The organism is Streptomyces sp. NPDC044044 (assembly GCF_056434405.1).
Window position 1 is genome coordinate 331,280 of sequence record NZ_JBWKFG010000006.1, and the last position, 16,571, is coordinate 347,850.

The following is a 16,571-nucleotide window of genomic DNA, read 5'->3' on the forward strand; positions in this document are numbered from 1 at the left end:
GAGGAACCGTCATGGCTCACGTGGCATCCACCTCAGCGGCACCCCGCGTGCTCGGCGGATCCCCCGCCTCGAGGATCGCGACGACAGCCGTGCTCCTCGCCGTCGTCTACGGCATCTGGGCGGCGGGCATCGCACGCGACGCGGGCGCCATCACCGCGGGCAACGTCCTGCTCGGCGTGGTCGCCGGTGTCATCGTCGGCGCCGCCTACATGGGGCTGCGCCGGGCCGCGCCCCGGCTCCCCCGCGAGCTGCGCGCCGCGGCCTGGGCGACCTTCGCCGGCGTCGCGTTCGGCTATCTCTACAGCCTGACCGACGCGACCATCCTGCGGTCCGTCTTCATGGCGCTCCCGGTGGCGGGTGGCGCGTTCGCGCTGACGTTCTACCGCTACTACACGAGCGAGTAGCCCCCTTCTCCCTTCCGCCTTCCGTACGGCAACCGCCCCTGAACGCCACTGTGCCCATCAGCGTCGAGCGCGCTGATGGGCACAGTGGGTGAAGAGGGGCCGGATCAGCCGACCTTCTCCAGTCTGTCCAGCTTGTCCAGCGCCTTCGCGAGACCGTTGGCCCACAGCTGGTCCACCTGGGCACGCTCGTTCGCGTCCGGCTGCGAGTTGGTGCACGAAGTGCCCGGTCCGCCGCCGGACATCAGCTCGCTGCACGGGCCTTCGTAGTGGTCAGGAAGGCCGAGGACGTGACCCGTCTCGTGCGCGGTCACACGCGTCGAGTCGTACTGCTGGTTCTGCGCGTAGTCCAGGAAGATGTACCCGCTGCCGTGGCCGTCCGTGCTGGCGTACGAGCCACGCGGGTCATTCCCCTCGCGGTACTCGAAGCTCGCACCGCCACTCCCCTCCTGGAGCTTCACATTGGACACCGCGCTGTTCCAGATGGAGGTACTGCTGGCTATCTGCTGGGCGAAGGTCGGGGCACCGGAGGCGTCGTACACCACCGTGACCTGCTTCGCGCCGGGGTTGGCCGCGCGCTTCTCGGCGACCGACTTCAGGACGGCCTCGAAGAACGCCTTGTTGGCCGCGGCTTCCTCGCCGGAGCCCGCGTAGTTGGCGTACGCGGAGTTGACGGACGGCGCGGTGGGGGTCGCGGCCGTCGCCGATGTCGTGCCGAGACCGGCGGCAGCGAGGCCGATGACGGCCGCGACCGACAGGTAACGCTTGTTCATGTGGGGGGCTCCCTACTCGTTCTGTGAAAGGTGAACGGTTCGGTACCGGGAGTGTCGGGGAGCCAGGGGCGTCCAGGGATGATGGCAAGTGGCGATAGCACCGAGCTATCGCCTGCCCTTCGCCAACCTTCCGGGCGGTTGCGTCCGTGCCCAACTCAGGCGGTTCCCGTGGGGTTTGTGAGTCTGGTGCGCCGACGCCCACCGCTCTACGCTCACAGCCATGGAGCTCGAGGTGAGGCACCTCCGCGCGCTGTGCGCCATCGCCGACACCGGCAGCCTGCACAAGGCCGCGCGCCAACTCGGCATGAGCCAGCCGTCGTTGACGACTCAGCTGCGCCGCATCGAGCAGGAGGTCGGCGGCCAGCTCTTCGCCCGCGAACGCACCGGCTGCCGCCCGACCCCGCTCGGCCGTCTCGCCCTCAGCCGCGCCCGCCCCCTCGTCAGCGAGATGCGCGCGCTGGTCAACGAGACCAAGGCGGCGGCAGCCCGGGTGTCCGAGAGCCCGCAGCTGCGCATCGGATCCACGGCAAGCCGTGCCATACCGGGCTGGCTGCGGCGGCTGCGGCTGCGCCTGCCCGGCACCGAGACCTCGCTCCAGATGGACGTCTCCGCCAACGCGCTGCTGCGCATGGTCGCGGGCGGCCAGCTCGACGTGGCCTTCGTGCACGAGGTGGAGGGGAGTCCGCTGCGGCTCCCGGAGGGGCTGCGGCGGCGCGTCCTGGTCGAGCGTGAGCCGCAGTTCGTCTTCCTCCCGGCCGACCACCCGGCCGCCGCGCAGCCCGTCGTCCACCTCACCGACCTCGCCGCCGACCGGTGGATGGTGGACCCGACGGTGGACGGCGAGTGGGACGGGCTGCTGCGGGTGCTCCGCGCGGCCGGACTCAACCCCCGTGTCCTGCACGGGGATTACCTCACCGCGTCGTCCCTCGTCGCCACCGGCGAGGTCGTCACCGTCTGCCAGCCGACCTCGCGCGCGAGACCCGACATGGCGGTCCGGCCGCTGCACGGCGACCCGCTCGGCGTGCGGCTGCTCGTGGCGGCCCGCACGGAGGGGGAGCTCGACGCGGTGTACGGGGATCTTGAGGCCGCGTACTGGGAGGCGGCGCGCCAGGCGCCCGCCTATGGGGAGTGGCTCGCGGGGCAGGCGACGGCGGCGTGACGCGGCGCTCGGGGCGCCTGGCGTGACCTAGGTCCCGGCAACTGGTGACCTTTGGCCACACCACCTCTGACCTGCACTTTTGCCTGCTTTACGGTACTGGGTCGGCGTATCCGGCCGGTTGTTACGTTCTCTACGGATGACGCACACACAGCGCCCGTAGCTTCATGTCTGTCGCCGCCGCAAAGAGGCACAAAGACGGACAGTTCGACCGACCGACCAGTCACAAGGGATCCGCTATGCGCGCCACCCGCCGTACCTTCCGCACCGCCGCCATCGCCACCGGAGCGATCGCCGCTCTCGCCGTCCCGACGACGGCGGCCTTCGCCGCCGACGCCCCGTCGAACCCGAACCCGCAGGGCCAGGTCGCCCCGGGCGACCAGACCGGTCAGGACCAGACGGGCCAGGACAAGTCCAAGGACCAGGATCAGGGGCAGGACCAAGGCCAGGACAAGCAGACGGACGACGAGACGCCGAAGCCGGGCAGCTGGGAGTCGAAGGGCACGACCGACCTCGGCAAGGGCTGGTCGGCGAAGGTCGACGTGAACGCGTCCGCACGCACCGCCAAGGCCGCGATCTCCCTCGACGGCGCCGCCAAGGGCTCGCTCACCGCGTACGAGAAGTCCGCGAGCACCACCATCGACGGCAACACCTTCACCCTGACCCCCGACGGCACGGTCACCGCCAAGCTCGTGGACAAGGACAAGGACAAGGACAAGCCCGTCCCCGGCGGCTGGGTCTCCAAGGGCGTCACCGACCTCGGTCACGGCTGGTCCGCGAAGGTCGACGTGAATGCGTCCGCGCGCAGCGCCAAGGCCGAGATCTACCTCAACAAGTCCGTCAAGGGCTCCCTGAAGGCCTACATCAACCCGTCGAGCACCAAGATCGACGGCTGCACCTTCACGCTCTCCGCCGACGGCACCATCAGCAAGAAGGCGGCCCCCAAGCCCAAGCCGCAGCCCGTCGACAAGCGGGTCTACGTCCGCACCGCCAAGCTGGCCGACGGCTCCACGGCCAAGATCTACAAGCTCGGCCAGCACCACTACCAGGCCGACATCTACGCCAAGGGCGTGAAGCTCGACACCCTCGACGCCAACGGCAAGGCCGCGACCGGCGAGAACAACGGTCTGCACGTCATCCTCCGCCCCGACGGCACTATCAAGTCCTGGGTCGAGGGCAAGACCGGCCCGAACCACAAGCCGCAGCCGAAGCCGCAGCCGCAGCACAAGACCGGCTCCGGCACCGGCACCGGTACGGGCTCCACTGTCGTCCCCAAGGGCGGTGTCAAGGCAGGCGCCGAGGACGTGCACCCGGCCGGCGAGAGCACCCCGCTGATAGCGGCGGGCGGCGGCATGGCGGCGCTGGGCGCGGCGGGCCTCGGCTTCGCGGTGTACCGCCGCAAGCAGAACAACTGAGCGCGCGGAAGCGGCGGTACGACGATGGGGCACCCCGGGCCTGCGGGGTGCCCCATCGTCGTACGCACCGAAAGGGTCGAAAGGGCCGGCCCTCAGACGCCGATGTCGCAGCCGTCCTTGCGCCAGACGGAGACGACCGACGGCCGGACGATCTTCCCGGCCCCGTCGGGCCATGCGCTCGCGGGCTTCTCCACGGACGCGCCGTCGACCTCGCCCGGGTGCTGCACGGAGACGAGCACCCGGCGGTCCTGGACCAGCGGGCCGCAGGTCTCCGCGCCCTTCGGCATGGTCAGGAACTGCTTGAGCTCACCGCGCCGGTCGCCCTTGGTCGCGACACCGAACAGCCCGTCGTGCGAGCCGAGTTGGTTGCCGTCCGTCGAGATCCACAGGTTGCCGTGCGGGTCGAAGGCGACGTTGTCCGGGCAGGAGATCGGGCTGACCTTGTCCTTCGGGAAGCCCGCGAAGTACGTGGCCGGGTCCTCGGGGTCGCCCGCGACGAGGAAGAGCGACCAGGCGAAGGTGGTCGACTCGGGCCGGTTGCGGCGCTCGGTCAGCTCCAGGATCTGCCCGTGCTTGTTGAGGTTGCGCGGGTTGGCCTCGTCGGCACCGGCCTTGCCCGCCTTGCCGCGGTCGGAGTTGTTCGTGAGCGCGACATAGACCTTGCCGGTGTACGGGGAGGGCTCGATGTCCTCGGGGCGGTCCATCTTGGTGGCGCCGACCTTGTCACCGGCCTGGCGCGTGAAGACGTACACCTCTTCGGCGGTCATGCCGTCGACGTGCGAGACGGCGTGGCCCTTGGGGCCCGCGGTGGCGAGCGGGATCCAGACGCCGCTGCCGTCGAACTCGCCGTCCGCGGGGAGCTTGCCGGTGCCGTCGATCTCGGCGGCCGGGGAGTCGCCGGTCAGCTTGGCGACGTACAGCGTGCCCTCGTCGAGCAGCGTGAGGTTGTGCTCGTGCGCGGCGCGGGACGTGCCCTTGGCGACGCGCTTGCTGCTGACGAACTTGTAGAAGTAGTCGAACTTCTCGTCGTCGCCCATGTAGACGACGGGTCGGCCGTCGTGCGTGAGGCGCGGCTGCGCGGCCTCGTGCTTGAAGCGGCCGAGCGCGGTGCGCTTGCGCGGGGTCGATTCGGGGTCGTACGGGTCGAGTTCGACGACCCAGCCGAAGCGGTTGGCCTCGTTGGGCTCCTTGGCGAGGTCGAAGCGGTCGTCGAACCGCTCCCACTTCCTCTCGGACGCGGCGCCGATGACGCCGTAGCGCTTGAGGCGAGCGGCGGCGGTGGGCTCGGTGACCTTCTCCGCGTTGGCGAAGTACTGGTTGAAGTTCTCCTCGCCGTGCAGTGTCGTGCCCCACGGGGTGGTGCCGCCCGCGCAGTTGTTGAGAGTGCCGAGGACCTTGGTGCCGCGCGGGTCGGCCTTCGTACGGACGTACTCGCTGCCCGCGGCGGGGCCCGTGAGCCGGAACTCGCTGGTGGCGGTGAGGCGGCGGTTGAGCTGGTGGCGGCTGACGGCGCTCAGCTTTCCGCTCCTGTGCTCCTCCTCGACGACCACGACGGAGAGGCCGTGGGCGGCCCAGGCGATCTCGACCTGCTCGCGGGTGGGGTTCGCGGCGTCGTATCCCTTGAACATCAGGATCTCGTCGGTGTACTCGTGGTTGGCCACGAGGACCTGACGCCCGCGCTCGCGGTGCAGCGGCAGGAGGCTCAGGAAGTCGTTGTTGTACCCGAACTGACCCGCCTGCGCCTTCGCGGTCTGCTTGTCCGCGTCGAAGGCGGGGGCGCCGCGGAGGATGGGCTCGCCCCAGCGGATGACGACGTTCTGGGCGTAACCGTCCGGGATCGTCACGGAGTCGGTGGTGTTGGGCGCGACGGGCGTGAAGCGGAGACCGCGCGCCCCCTTTTTGCTCTTGTGCGACGGGGGTTTCCGGGCCGCGGCGGCGGCTTCCGCCTCCGGGGCGGCGGGGCCCGCGATGACGGCGCTGCCCGCGGCGGTCGCCACGGTCACGACCGCGGCGGCGCGCATCATGGAGCGGCGGCTGAGCGCTCCGGCTATGACGTCGCCGACGTACTCGTTGTCACTGGTGTTGGGCACCTCGTGGAAGCAGGCATCACCACAACGGAACCGGCAGGTCATGGCGGAACGGCCGCCGCTCCCCTGATGCGAGGTGATGATCGGCAGCAGCTTGCGCACGGTTCCTCCGTTGTGTGGACGTGTGTGGCACGTGTCTCGGCGTGGCTTGATTCCGCCGGAACGCTAGGCGCGGAGGTCGGCAGGGCGACGGCCTGAGAGTGAACGGGAGGTGAACCGGGGGCGCACATAGGGCAGTTGGGGTGCGTGTGCGCGGTAAGGGTGATGGTGGAGGGGTGGTGGGGCGACCCTCACGAAGATCGCGTATCGCGGCGGCTAACCTTACGTGTCCGCCCTGGCCAGGGGTTATCGGGAATCAACTCACGCGAAGGGGTGCACCCATGGGCATTCTGAGTGTCCTGCGGAATGCGTTCGGACGGTCGTCACGCAAGGGGGAGCAGGCTCCGGAGCCTGAGGCAGTGACCCCGGAGGCTCCGGAGACCCCGGGTGCGCCGGAGTCCCTGGAGACCTCGGAGACCCCGGAGAAGCCGGAGACCCCGGAGGCTGCGACCTCTGCGACGGTTCCGGCGCCCTCGTCCGAGCGGGTGCCTCCGGCGGCCGAGCCGAAGCCGACGGTTCCGGCGCCGTCGTCCGAGCCTTCGCCTTCGGCGGTGGACGATCTCGTCGCCGCGGCGTTCGACCGGGACCGCGTGACGGTGCCGGCACCTTCGCCGGAGCCGGACCTGGCTCCTGAGCCTGCGGCTGCCGCCGAGGAGCCGGAGACTGAGCCCGCCGCCCCGGAGCCGGACGCCGAGCCCGTCGCCCCGGAGCCGGAAGCTGCGGCTGCCGCCGAGGAGCCCGAGGCTGAAACCGTCGCCCCGGAGCCCGAGGCTGCGGCTGCCGCCCAGGAGCCCGAGGCCGAGCCCGTCGCCCCGGAGCCGGAAGCTGCGGCTGCCGCCGAGGAGCCCGAGGCTGAAACCGCCGCCCCGGAGCCCGAGGCCGAGCCCGACCCGGTTGTCGCCGACGCCGCTGACCCGGAACCGTCAGTTGTGCCCACCCGTCCCGCCGAGCGGGACGATTGCCCACAACAGGAAGCCCCCGCAGAGCCTGAGCCTGCAGCCGAGGCCGTCACCTCCGCCGCCGAGGCGGAGGCAGAAGCAGAGCCGAAGCCGGACCAGGAAGCCCCCGCAGAGCCTGAACCGGCAGCCGAGCCGGTCGACGAGTCGTCCGCCGCACAGCCCTTGACGCCGGGTGCCGATGAAGCGGCGGAAGTACTCGTGACCTCGGCGGAGCCGGAGCCGCAGGGGGCCGATGACACCGCTGGGGCACCCGCGGCTTCGGGGGAAGAGGACTCCGCCGCAGCCCTGGCGCAGCCAGCCCTCGCCGCCGCGTACAAGGCAGCAGCAGCCGCCCTGCAGAAGAGGGACCTCACCGGAGTCCGCGCCCCGGTCTACCTCGTACTCGACCGCTCCGGATCCATGCGCTCGTACTACAAGGACGGCTCCGCCCAGAGCCTGGGCGAGCAGGTCCTCGCCCTGGCGGCGCACACCGACCCCGAGGCAACCGTCCACGTCGTCTTCTTCTCCACCGAGATCGATGGCACCGGCACCCTCACCCTCCCCGAGCACGAGGGCCGCATCGACGAGCTGCACGCGGCAGCGGGCCGCATGGGCCGCACCAGCTACCACCGCGCGATCGAAGAGGTCGTGTCCCACTACGAGAAGTCGGAGCACAAGGGGAGCCCCGCCCTCGTCGTCTTCCAGACGGACGGCCCCCCGGACGCCAAGGGCCCGGCCAACCAGGCCCTCGCGGACGCGGCCAAGCACCCCCTCTTCTTCCAGTTCGTCGCGTTCGGCGAGCACGAGGCGAAGGGCTTCGACTACCTCCGCAAGCTGAAGGCGGACAACGCCGCCTTCTTCCACGCGGGCCCCGCCCCCCGCGAGCTCACGGACGCGGAGCTGTACGAGGGCCTGCTCGCAGCCTGGCGCCCGTAACCCCACGGGGTGGGCCCCAGGGGGTGGACCCTCCGGGGTCCACCCCCTGGAATCGAGGTGAACCGCCCCCTCCGGGGCCGTTAGGATTTCGACCATGGCGGCCACTGGATCCGAGAAGCAGGGGACGAGCGAAGGCGCAAAGGCGTTTTACGTGTCGACCCCCATTTACTACGTCAACGACGCTCCTCACCTGGGCCACGCCTACACGACCGTTGCAGGGGACGTGCTCACGCGCTGGCACCGTCAGCGCGGCGAGAAGGTGTGGTACCTCACCGGCACGGACGAGCACGGTCAGAAGATCATGCGCACTGCCGAGGCGAACAACGTCACGCCCCAGGAGTGGTGCGACAAGCTCGTGGACGAGGCCTGGCGGCCTCTCTGGGAGCACCTGAACATCGGACACGACGACTTCATCCGCACCACGGAGAAGCGCCACACGGACCGCGTCCAGGAGTTCGTCCAGGATCTCTACGAGAAGGGCGAGATCTACAAGGGCGGCTATGAGGGCCCGTACTGCGTGGGCTGCGAGGAGTACAAGCTCCCCGGCGACCTGATCGACGGCGAGGCCGGCGGCGAGTTCGCGGGGCAGAAGCTCTGCCCCATCCACAAGAAGCCGGTGGAGCTCCTCAAGGAGGAGAACTACTTCTTCAAGCTCAGCGAGTACGGCCCGAAGCTCCTTGAGCACTACGCGGCGAACCCGGACTTCATCCAGCCCGAGTCGGCGCGCAACGAGGTCGTGAACTTCGTCAAGCAGGGCCTGCAGGACCTTTCGATCTCGCGCTCGACGTTCGACTGGGGCGTCAAGGTCCCGTGGGACGACAAGCACGTGATCTACGTCTGGGTCGACGCCCTCCTCAACTACGCGACGGCCGTCGGCTACGGCGCGGACGAGGAAAAGTTCAAGACAACCTTCCCCGCCGACGTGCACCTGGTCGGCAAGGACATCCTCCGCTTCCACGCGGTCATCTGGCCCGCGATGCTGATGGCGCAGGGTCTGCCGCTGCCGGGCCGCATCGCGGCGAACGGCTGGCTGATGGTCGGCGGCGAGAAGATGTCGAAGTCGAACCTGACGGGCATCAAGCCGCAGGACCTCACCTCGCACTTCGGCGTCGACGCGTACCGCTGGTACTTCCTGCGCGCCATCGCGTTCGGCCAGGACGGCTCGTTCTCGTGGGAGGACTTCACCGCCCGCTACACAAGCGAACTCGCGAACGACTACGGAAACCTCGCCTCGCGCGTGGCCGCCATGGTCGGCAAGTACTTCGGCGGCGCGCTTCCCGAGGCGACGGCGGTCGGTGCCGCGGAGCAGGCGGTTCAGGAAGGTCTGGCCCAGGCGGTCGCCGCGGCCGACCTGAAGATCGGCGAGGAGCTGGACTTCCAGGCCGGCATCCTGGCGGTCTTCGCCTTCGTCAAGCAGGTCAACGGCTACATCACGGAGCAGGAGCCGTGGAAGGTGGCCAAGGACGAGTCGCCGGAGGGCCAGGCCCGCCTGGCGACGATCCTCTACACGGCGGCGGAGTCGCTGCGCGCGGTGGCCGTCCTGCTGAACTCGATCATGCCGGAGACCTCGCAGAAGCTCTGGGAGTCGCTCGGCGCCGAGCCCTCGCTGGGCGCGCTCGCCGAGCAGAAGGTCCAGGACGCGGGCACGTGGGGTCAGCTGCCGGTGGGTGCGACGGTGACGAAGGGCGCGGTGCTGTTCCCGCGCCTTGAGGAGACAAAGCAGTCATAACCGGTCGGAATGTCCGCCCGATCGGTCGGACCGTCCGTCTCGAACTGCGCTGAAGGGGCTCGCGATTGAACTCGCGGGCCCCTTCATCTTGCCCAACTTGGCTGATTCATGCGGGTCAAATAGCGATACCGATCACATTCGACCAGAACTCACGCCGTCTTCACATCTTCGTACGTACGCTTCACTGTATGACCACGACTCCCGACACCCCCGACCGGCCGCGCTCAGCGGCCGAGGTGAACGAGGAGATACGCGCGCTCTGGCTGCGCACGGGCGGGTATCTCCGCCCCGAGCAACACCTGGAGTACGAGAAGCTCGTGGCCGAGTGGGCCGAGGCGACGGCAGCGGCGGCGACGCACACGCCGGCCGTTTGAGCCGACCGCGACGGGATTCAACAACCGCGGCATCTTTCACCCACCGCTTTCACCCACCGCGGGACCAGCGCCCCGCAGCCACCGCTCAGACCTCGTACGACCCCACGAGCCGCGCCAGCTGACGCCCCGCGGCCCGTAGCGGCTCCTCGCTGCGGTTGACCTGGGCGGTCACCTCGGCGCCCTCCAGGGCACTGATCACGGTCGTCGCCACTTCCCGCGCGTCCGCCGCGCCGAAGCCGTGGCCGAGCAGCTTCGCCTCGACCAGGCGCTCCCAGCTCTTCAGCGCGGTCGCGCACACCCGCTGGATCTCCGATTCCGTGCCCAGCGTCTCCAGGGCGGCGGCGGTGACGGGGCAGCCGTCGATCCAGCCCGACTCCCGCAGCCCCACGGCCAGTTCCGCGGCGCAGGCCTCGATCGCGGCGCCGGGGTCATCGGCGGTGGCCAGGCCCTCGCGCAGCATCTCGGCGAACTCCTCGCCGCTGTACGTGATCGCGGCCACCGCCACGGCCTCCTTCCCGCCGGGGAAGAAGTGGTAGACGGAGCCGAGCGTGGCCTCCGCGTCCTTCGCGATCTGCTTGATGCCGGTGCCGACGTACCCCTGGCGCTGCAGCAGCCGTGCGGCGGCGATGACGATGCGGTCGCGGGTGCCGGTCGTCGCGCCCGCGCCAGGGCCGGGGGTCGAGGTGGTCTGAGCCATGCGGCCAGCGTACCCCCCAACTAATTAGAGCGTTCGTTCCAGAGGCGTGCTACGTTCTCCCCGTGCTCTAGATAGAGCGCTCGTTCTAGACCAGGAGGACGTACGTGAACACCACCCCTGCCGCCGCCCCTGTCACCCCTGTCACCCCTGTCTCCCTCATCGGCCTCGGCCCCATGGGCCGTGCGATGGCCACGGCCCTGCTCGACAAGGGCCACCAGGTCACGCTCTGGAACCGCACCGCGTCCCGCGCGGACGACCTGGTGGAGCGCGGCGCGATACGCGCCGCCACCCCCGAGGAGGCCGTCGCCGCCAACGAGTTGGTGATCCTGAGCCTCACGGACTACGACGCGGTGTACGCGGTCCTCGAACCGGCGGCAGCGGCCCTTTCCGGCCGAGTGATCGTCAACCTCAGCTCGGACACCCCGGAGAAGGCCCGCGAGGCGGCGAAGTGGGCCGCCGGGCACGGTGCCGCCCACCTCACGGGCGGCGTACTCGCCCCGCCCCACGGCATCGGGAAGCCGGAGTCCTCCACCTTCTACAGCGGCCCGCGCGAGGCGTACGACAAGCACCGGGCGACCCTTGAGGTGCTGACGGGCGAGACGGACTACCGGGGCGATGACGCGGGCCTCGCGGCGCTGATGTACCAGCTGAACATGGTCATCTTCTGGACGAGTGTCTCCAGCTACTGGTACGCCGTCGCGCTGGCCAAGGCCAACGGCCTGTCGGCGACGGACATCCTCCCGTACGCATCGCAGAACATGACCGGAATGCCGGAGTTCCTCTCCTTCTACGCGCCCCGCATCGATGCGGGCAACCACGAGGGAGACGTGGACCGCCTCGCCATGGGCCTGGCCAGCATGGAACACGTGGTGGACACCCACACCGACTCGGGCGTGGACGCCGCGCTGCCGAGGGCGGTGGCCGACCTGTTCCGGCGCGGAATGGAGGCGGGCCACGCGGCCGACAGCTTCTCCAGCATCGTGGAACTGCTGGGGCAGAAGGCGCCCACGGCCTGACGGCGACTGTCAGTGGCCCCTGCCAGACTCGCCCGCATGACTGACACCGGCGGCGACCCGATGGCGCCAACTCCCCTCCACTACGCGCCCCGTTGGAGCGAGGACACCCGCGAGCCCCTGCCGGACACGGGCGGCGAGCGGGAAGCCCTGACGACATCCCTGGACTGGCACCGGGCGACCTTCGAGCTCAAGTGCCAGGGCCTGACGCGGGAGCAGCTGTCGGAGCGCGCGCTCACGCCGTCCGGGCTGTCGCTGCACGGCCTGGTGCGGCATCTGGCGGGGGCGGAGCGCTGGTGGTTCCGCATCCAACTGACGGGCGAGGAGGTCCCGTTGCTGTACTACTCCGACGACGACCCGGACCAGGACTTCGACGACCTGGCCGGCGACGCCGGGGAGGCGTTCGCGGTGTGGCACGAGGAGTGCGAGCACTCGCGCCGGATCGTGGCGGCGACGGAGTCGCTGGACGTGACGGGCGTCCGCAGATCCACGGGTGAGCCGATCTCGCTGCGCAGGATCCTGATCGACATGATCGCGGAGTACGCGCGGCACAACGGTCACGCGGATCTGCTGAGGGAGCGGATCGACGGGTCGACGGGGATGTAGACAGCTCGGCGGCTCGGCGGCGCGGCGGACGTCACTTCTTGCACAGGGCGGTGTCGACGAGAGCGTCGGCGTTCGTGAAGCCCTTCGCGGTGGGCGCCCAGTCGGCGGTGACGACGACCGTGGCGGCGCGGCCGTCATCGGTGACGCCGGGCAGCGAGTGGTATCCGGGGATGTCACCGCCGTGCCCCCACGCCACTCCGCCGCAGCTCAGGGGTGTGCTGATCAGGCCAAGGCCGTAGCCGGTCCCCTTGACGGGGCTGTCGGGGATCTCGACCGTGGTGCGCATCTGCGCGAGCTGTGCGGGCTTGAGCAGCTTGCCGCCGATCAGGGCGGAGAAGAAGCGGTTCAGGTCGCTGGGGGTGGAGATCAGCTGCCCGGCGGACCATCCCCAGGAGGGGTCGAGCTCCGTACGGTTCTTCAGCGGCGCCCCGGGCTTCGCGGCGTGGTATCCCTGGGGGTGGGCTCCGCGGATGCCCTCCTCGCCCACGTCGGGGAAGTAGGTGCGGCGCAGCCCGGCGCGGTCGATGACCCGCTCGGTGATCTGCTCGGCCAGCGGCCGCTTTGTGACCTTCTCAATGATCATGCCCGCCACTATGTAGTTGGTGTTGTTGTACGCCCAGCTCTTCCCGGGGGCGAACTGCGCCTTGTGCGCCAGCGCGATGTCGAGCAGATCCCGGGGCTGGTAGTACGTGTGACGGCCCTTGCCGAAGACGTCCTCCAGAATGTGGTCGGAGTAGTTGGGCAACCCGCTGGTGTGCTGGAGCAGCTGGCGGACCTTGATGTCACGGCCGTCGATGCCCTCGCCCCGCAGCAGGCCGGGCAGGTAGTCGTCCACGGGGGCGTCGAGGTCGACCTTGCCCTCGCCGACCAGTTGGAGGACGACGGTGGCGGTGAACGTCTTGGTGTTGCTGCCCGCCCGCACCTGCCCGTCCACCGGCACCTTCGCCCCCGTCCTCAAGTCCCCGACACCGGCGGTGTAGTTGCGGGCACGCCCGTCGCGGTCGACGGTGGCGGCCAGAGCGGCGGGAAACTTGTCCTCGGTGACCAGACGCTCCATGCCCTTGCGCAGGTCATCACGGGAACCGTGCGACGGCGCGGCGGACGCGGGCAACGTGCCGGCCACGGCCAGCGCGGCGGCCGTCACCGCCACCGCCGCGGCGGTCCGCCGCGGCCTCGAGGGTGACGCCGCCTGGACACGCGAGAGCTTCTGAGGACGAGCAGACATGGGTGAACTCCCCTGCGCGACCTGCTTGGCCGCATCGGAAAACCGGACGCGTCCAGCGTGCGCTCCCAAGATCCACTGCTCCATCCGGACACCGGGCCCATGCGATCTCGGGGTAACCCCCGGCCCCTTCGGGGGCCAGGCCCGCCCCGGTCCTGAGCTCGCTCCACCGCCCCGCTACGACGTCCCGTCGTGCGTCTCGTCCGGGTCCACGCCCATCGTGATCGACCCGACGACACCCTTCCCGATGTGGCCCTTGCGGTACTTCAGCTCGAGGAGGCCGTCCTGCGTGCCGCCCCCGCCGTAGATCGTGTCCTCGTCCAGCGTCGTGCGTTCCGTCGTGCTCGTGGAGTACGGGGCCACCTCGGCGGAGGCGAGGACCGCCGTCTCCGCGAAGAAGAACTGGCCCGTGTGGCAGGCGTGGCCGCCCTCGTAGCCCGAGTCCGTCATCTTGCCGCCCACGTGGACCTTGGTGTGGATGTGCACGGCACGGCCCTGGTACCAGCCGGGGAAGACCGTCCTGAACTCCACGTAGCCGTGGTTGTCCGTGAGTTGCGTACCCCGCAGGTAGCGCTCGTCGTCCGTCGGCTCCTGGTGGCCGCCTCCGCCACCGCCCGGACCGCCGGAGGGCGGGGTCCCGGTGGGCGTCCCGGTCGGCGTCCCGGTCGGTGCGCCGGTGGGCGTCCCGGTCGGCGGGGTGCCGCCTCCACCGCTCATGGACTCGTACCCGGAGTAGATCCCCAGCGCGTCGCAGTGCCAGATGTCCACCGCCGCCCGCTTCAAGGGCTTGCACGTGTCGGAGTCGATCACCTTGAGGCGCAGGGTGAAGGGAATGCCCTCCCTGTCCTCCGTGATGTCCTTCCGGATCTTGTCCGCGTCGATGTAGTACGGACCCTCGGTCGTCTCGCCGGTCAGGCGGTAGCACGTCTCCTCGGCCGATGCACCGGAGGCCGCGGCGTCCGCTCCCGCCGTTCCTTCCGCCCCCGCCGCTCCCTCCGCTGACGCACTCGCCGCCACCGCCCCGCCCACGCCCATCGCCGCCACCGCGGCCCCGGCCGCGAGCACGACCTTACGGCGCGTCATGTTCCGTTTGTGCGCCGGGACTTGGGGCTTCTCGCCGTCGAACGGCTGAGCATCGCTCTTCTCTGTCATGCCCCGGACGCTAGGCACCCCGCCTGTCAGGAGCGTGTGCGCCTGCTGTGCCCACGCACAGCAAGAGGGCCCGGAACCAAAGTGGTTCCGGGCCCGACTCACCAGCTACCAGGGCTACTTGAGCCCCTTGAGCTATGTGGACTGCTTGGACTGCTTGGACTGCTTGCGCTACTTGTCCGTCTCGCCCTTGCCGGAGGCGACCGGCTTGCGCAGCGAGATGTTCAGCTCGCGCAGCCGCGACTCCTCCAGCTCGGAGGGCGCGCCCATCATGAGGTCCTGCGCGTTGCCGTTCAGCGGGAACGCGATCGTCTCGCGGATGTTCGGCTCGTCCGCGAGGAGCATGACGATGCGGTCGACGCCGGGGGCGATGCCGCCGTGCGGCGGGGCGCCGAGGCGGAAGGCGCGGAGCATGCCCGCGAACTCCTGCTCGACCGTCTCGCGCGCGTAGCCCGCGATCTCGAAGGCCTTGAGCATGACCTCGGGCTCGTGGTTACGGATGGCGCCGGAGGACAGCTCGATGCCGTTGCAGACGATGTCGTACTGCCAGGCGAGGATGTCCAGCGGGTCCTTCTCCTCCAGGTCCTTCATGCCGCCCTGGGGCATCGAGAAGGGGTTGTGGGAGAAGTCGATCTTGCCGGTGTCCTCGTCCTTCTCGTACATCGGGAAGTCGACGATCCAGCAGAAGCGGAAGACGCCCTCCTCGAAGTGGCCCGCGCGCTTGGCCGCCTCCACACGGACGGCCGACATGATCTTGGAGACCTCTTCGAACTCGCCCGCGCCGAAGAAGACCGCGTGGCCCGCCTCCAGGCCGAGGCGCTTCGTCAGCTCCTGGACGTTCGCCTCCGTCAGGAACTTCGCGATCGGTCCGGTCAGCGAGCCGTCCTCGGCCACGCGCACCCAGGCAAGGCCCTTCGCGCCCTGCTCGACCGCGTAGTCACCGAGGCCGTCGAAGAACTTGCGGGACTGCGACGCCGTGTCCGGGACCGGCAGCGCGCGGACGTGCTTGCCCGCGAACGCCTTGAAGTCCGAGTCGGCGAAGATGTCCGTGATGTCGTGCAGTTCGAGCTTCGCGCGCAGGTCCGGCTTGTCGTTGCCGTACTTCAGCATCGACTCGCGGAACGGGATGCGCGGGAACGGCGACGTGACCTCGCGGCCGTTGCCGAACTCCGTGAAGATCTCCGTCATCAGCTTCTCGATGGGCTGGAAGACGTCTTCCTGCTCCACGAAGCTCATCTCGACGTCGAGCTGGTAGAACTCGCCCGGCGAGCGGTCGGCGCGCGCGTCCTCGTCGCGGAAGCACGGCGCGATCTGGAAGTAGCGGTCGAAGCCCGAGATCATGAGCAGCTGCTTGAACTGCTGCGGGGCCTGCGGCAGGGCGTAGAACTTGCCCGGGTTCAGGCGGGAGGGCACGACGAAGTCGCGGGCGCCCTCGGGGGACGTCGCGGCGAGGATCGGCGTCGCCATCTCGTTGAAGCCGAGGGCCACCATCTTCGAGCGGATCGAGGCGATCACGGACGAGCGCAGCATGATGTTGCGGTGCATGCGCTCGCGGCGCAGGTCCAGGAAGCGGTACTCAAGGCGCCGCTCTTCGTTCACGCCGTCGTCCGCGTTGACCGTGAAGGGCAGCGGGGCCGCGGTGCCGAGCACCTCGACCTCGGCGGCCTCGATCTCGATCTCGCCGGTGGGCAGCTCGGGGTTCACGTTGTCCGCGCCGCGCGATACGGCCTTGCCGTCGACCCGGACGACCGTCTCCTTGGAGAGCTTGTCCAGGACCTCGGCGGCCTTGGTGCCGGGGCGGGCCACCAGCTGCGTGATTCCGTAGTGGTCGCGCAGATCGATGAAGAGGATGCCACCCAGGTCTCGGCGATTGTGCAGCCAGCCGCTCAGCCGGACGTCGGAGCCGACGTCAGAGGCGCGGAGCTCGCCGCAGGTGTGGGACCTGTACCGATGCATCTTCGTTCATCCAGTCTTCG

General features: G+C 69.8%; 14 protein-coding genes. 8 read left to right on the top strand and 6 right to left on the bottom strand.

Annotation, left to right across the window (positions count from 1 at the left end; genetic code table 11):
* Nucleotides 1-11 precede the first annotated feature (11 nt).
* The gene (locus AC07AG_RS24025; protein WP_478757511.1) at nt 12-404 is read left to right on the top strand and encodes a hypothetical protein; all 393 of its coding nucleotides are present in this window, start codon (nt 12-14) and stop codon (nt 402-404) included.
* A 104-nt stretch (nt 405-508) separates the two neighbouring features.
* On the opposite strand, the gene snpA is transcribed toward AC07AG_RS24025, so the two are convergent.
* Entirely contained in the window at nt 509-1,174 is a 666-nt protein-coding gene (gene snpA, locus AC07AG_RS24030; RefSeq protein WP_249588804.1) for a snapalysin, read from the bottom strand.
* A 220-nt stretch (nt 1,175-1,394) separates the two neighbouring features.
* On the opposite strand from snpA, the gene AC07AG_RS24035 reads away from it, so the two are divergent.
* Nucleotides 1,395-2,333, top strand: coding sequence for a LysR family transcriptional regulator (locus AC07AG_RS24035; RefSeq protein ID WP_478757513.1), 939 nt, complete (start codon nt 1,395-1,397; stop codon nt 2,331-2,333).
* A gap of 236 nt (nt 2,334-2,569) precedes the next feature.
* Nucleotides 2,570-3,745, top strand: coding sequence for a hypothetical protein (locus tag AC07AG_RS24040; RefSeq protein WP_478757515.1), 1,176 nt, complete (start codon nt 2,570-2,572; stop codon nt 3,743-3,745).
* Between the two features lie 92 nt (nt 3,746-3,837).
* On the opposite strand, the gene AC07AG_RS24045 is transcribed toward AC07AG_RS24040, so the two are convergent.
* Nucleotides 3,838-5,934, bottom strand: coding sequence for a PhoX family protein (locus tag AC07AG_RS24045; RefSeq protein WP_478757517.1), 2,097 nt, complete (start codon nt 5,932-5,934; stop codon nt 3,838-3,840).
* Between the two features lie 356 nt (nt 5,935-6,290).
* On the opposite strand from AC07AG_RS24045, the gene AC07AG_RS24050 reads away from it, so the two are divergent.
* From AC07AG_RS24050 to AC07AG_RS24060, 3 genes are all read left to right on the top strand, one after another.
* Entirely contained in the window at nt 6,291-7,805 is a 1,515-nt protein-coding gene (locus AC07AG_RS24050; RefSeq protein ID WP_478757518.1) for a VWA domain-containing protein, read from the top strand.
* Nucleotides 7,806-7,899: 94 nt separating this feature from the next.
* Nucleotides 7,900-9,534 (top strand): methionine--tRNA ligase, encoded by a 1,635-nt coding sequence (gene metG, locus AC07AG_RS24055; RefSeq protein ID WP_478757519.1) that lies wholly within the window; start codon nt 7,900-7,902, stop codon nt 9,532-9,534.
* 188 nt (nt 9,535-9,722) lie between these two features.
* Entirely contained in the window at nt 9,723-9,908 is a 186-nt protein-coding gene (locus AC07AG_RS24060) for a hypothetical protein (protein WP_478757521.1), read from the top strand.
* Nucleotides 9,909-9,993: 85 nt separating this feature from the next.
* Here AC07AG_RS24060 and AC07AG_RS24065 read toward each other — a convergent pair whose 3' ends face one another.
* The gene (locus AC07AG_RS24065; protein WP_478757523.1) at nt 9,994-10,605 is read right to left on the bottom strand and encodes a TetR/AcrR family transcriptional regulator; all 612 of its coding nucleotides are present in this window, start codon (nt 10,603-10,605) and stop codon (nt 9,994-9,996) included.
* Nucleotides 10,606-10,709: 104 nt separating this feature from the next.
* Between AC07AG_RS24065 and AC07AG_RS24070 the strand changes: the two genes are divergently transcribed.
* Both AC07AG_RS24070 and AC07AG_RS24075 read left to right on the top strand, forming a co-directional pair.
* Entirely contained in the window at nt 10,710-11,621 is a 912-nt protein-coding gene (locus AC07AG_RS24070; protein WP_478757525.1) for an NAD(P)-dependent oxidoreductase, read from the top strand.
* A 36-nt stretch (nt 11,622-11,657) separates the two neighbouring features.
* Complete coding sequence (locus tag AC07AG_RS24075) at nt 11,658-12,224, top strand: DinB family protein (protein ID WP_478757527.1); 567 nt, start codon at nt 11,658-11,660, stop codon at nt 12,222-12,224.
* A 31-nt stretch (nt 12,225-12,255) separates the two neighbouring features.
* On the opposite strand, the gene AC07AG_RS24080 is transcribed toward AC07AG_RS24075, so the two are convergent.
* The 3 genes from AC07AG_RS24080 to aspS all read right to left on the bottom strand — a co-directional run bounded on the left by AC07AG_RS24080 (nt 12,256) and on the right by aspS (nt 16,551).
* Nucleotides 12,256-13,449: a serine hydrolase domain-containing protein gene (locus tag AC07AG_RS24080; protein WP_478757529.1), complete on the bottom strand. Its 1,194-nt coding sequence runs from the start codon at nt 13,447-13,449 to the stop codon at nt 12,256-12,258.
* Between the two features lie 174 nt (nt 13,450-13,623).
* Nucleotides 13,624-14,529, bottom strand: coding sequence for an intradiol ring-cleavage dioxygenase (locus AC07AG_RS24085; protein WP_478757917.1), 906 nt, complete (start codon nt 14,527-14,529; stop codon nt 13,624-13,626).
* A gap of 237 nt (nt 14,530-14,766) precedes the next feature.
* The gene (gene aspS / locus AC07AG_RS24090) at nt 14,767-16,551 is read right to left on the bottom strand and encodes an aspartate--tRNA ligase (RefSeq protein ID WP_478757531.1); all 1,785 of its coding nucleotides are present in this window, start codon (nt 16,549-16,551) and stop codon (nt 14,767-14,769) included.
* Nucleotides 16,552-16,571: the final 20 nt, after the last annotated feature.

What these genes read in the sequence shown, in the direction of transcription:
- AC07AG_RS24025 (WP_478757511.1), top strand. Translation starts at nt 12, where the DNA reads ATGGCTCACGTGGCATCCACCTCAGCGGCACCCCGCGTGCTCGGCGGA.
- snpA (WP_249588804.1), bottom strand. Translation starts at nt 1,174, where the DNA reads ATGAACAAGCGTTACCTGTCGGTCGCGGCCGTCATCGGCCTCGCTGCC.
- AC07AG_RS24035 (WP_478757513.1), top strand. Translation starts at nt 1,395, where the DNA reads ATGGAGCTCGAGGTGAGGCACCTCCGCGCGCTGTGCGCCATCGCCGAC.
- AC07AG_RS24040 (WP_478757515.1), top strand. Translation starts at nt 2,570, where the DNA reads ATGCGCGCCACCCGCCGTACCTTCCGCACCGCCGCCATCGCCACCGGA.
- metG (WP_478757519.1), top strand. Translation starts at nt 7,900, where the DNA reads ATGGCGGCCACTGGATCCGAGAAGCAGGGGACGAGCGAAGGCGCAAAG.
- AC07AG_RS24060 (WP_478757521.1), top strand. Translation starts at nt 9,723, where the DNA reads ATGACCACGACTCCCGACACCCCCGACCGGCCGCGCTCAGCGGCCGAG.
- AC07AG_RS24065 (WP_478757523.1), bottom strand. Translation starts at nt 10,605, where the DNA reads ATGGCTCAGACCACCTCGACCCCCGGCCCTGGCGCGGGCGCGACGACC.
- AC07AG_RS24075 (WP_478757527.1), top strand. Translation starts at nt 11,658, where the DNA reads ATGACTGACACCGGCGGCGACCCGATGGCGCCAACTCCCCTCCACTAC.
- AC07AG_RS24080 (WP_478757529.1), bottom strand. Translation starts at nt 13,449, where the DNA reads ATGTCTGCTCGTCCTCAGAAGCTCTCGCGTGTCCAGGCGGCGTCACCC.
- AC07AG_RS24085 (WP_478757917.1), bottom strand. Translation starts at nt 14,529, where the DNA reads ATGACGCGCCGTAAGGTCGTGCTCGCGGCCGGGGCCGCGGTGGCGGCG.
- aspS (WP_478757531.1), bottom strand. Translation starts at nt 16,551, where the DNA reads ATGCATCGGTACAGGTCCCACACCTGCGGCGAGCTCCGCGCCTCTGAC.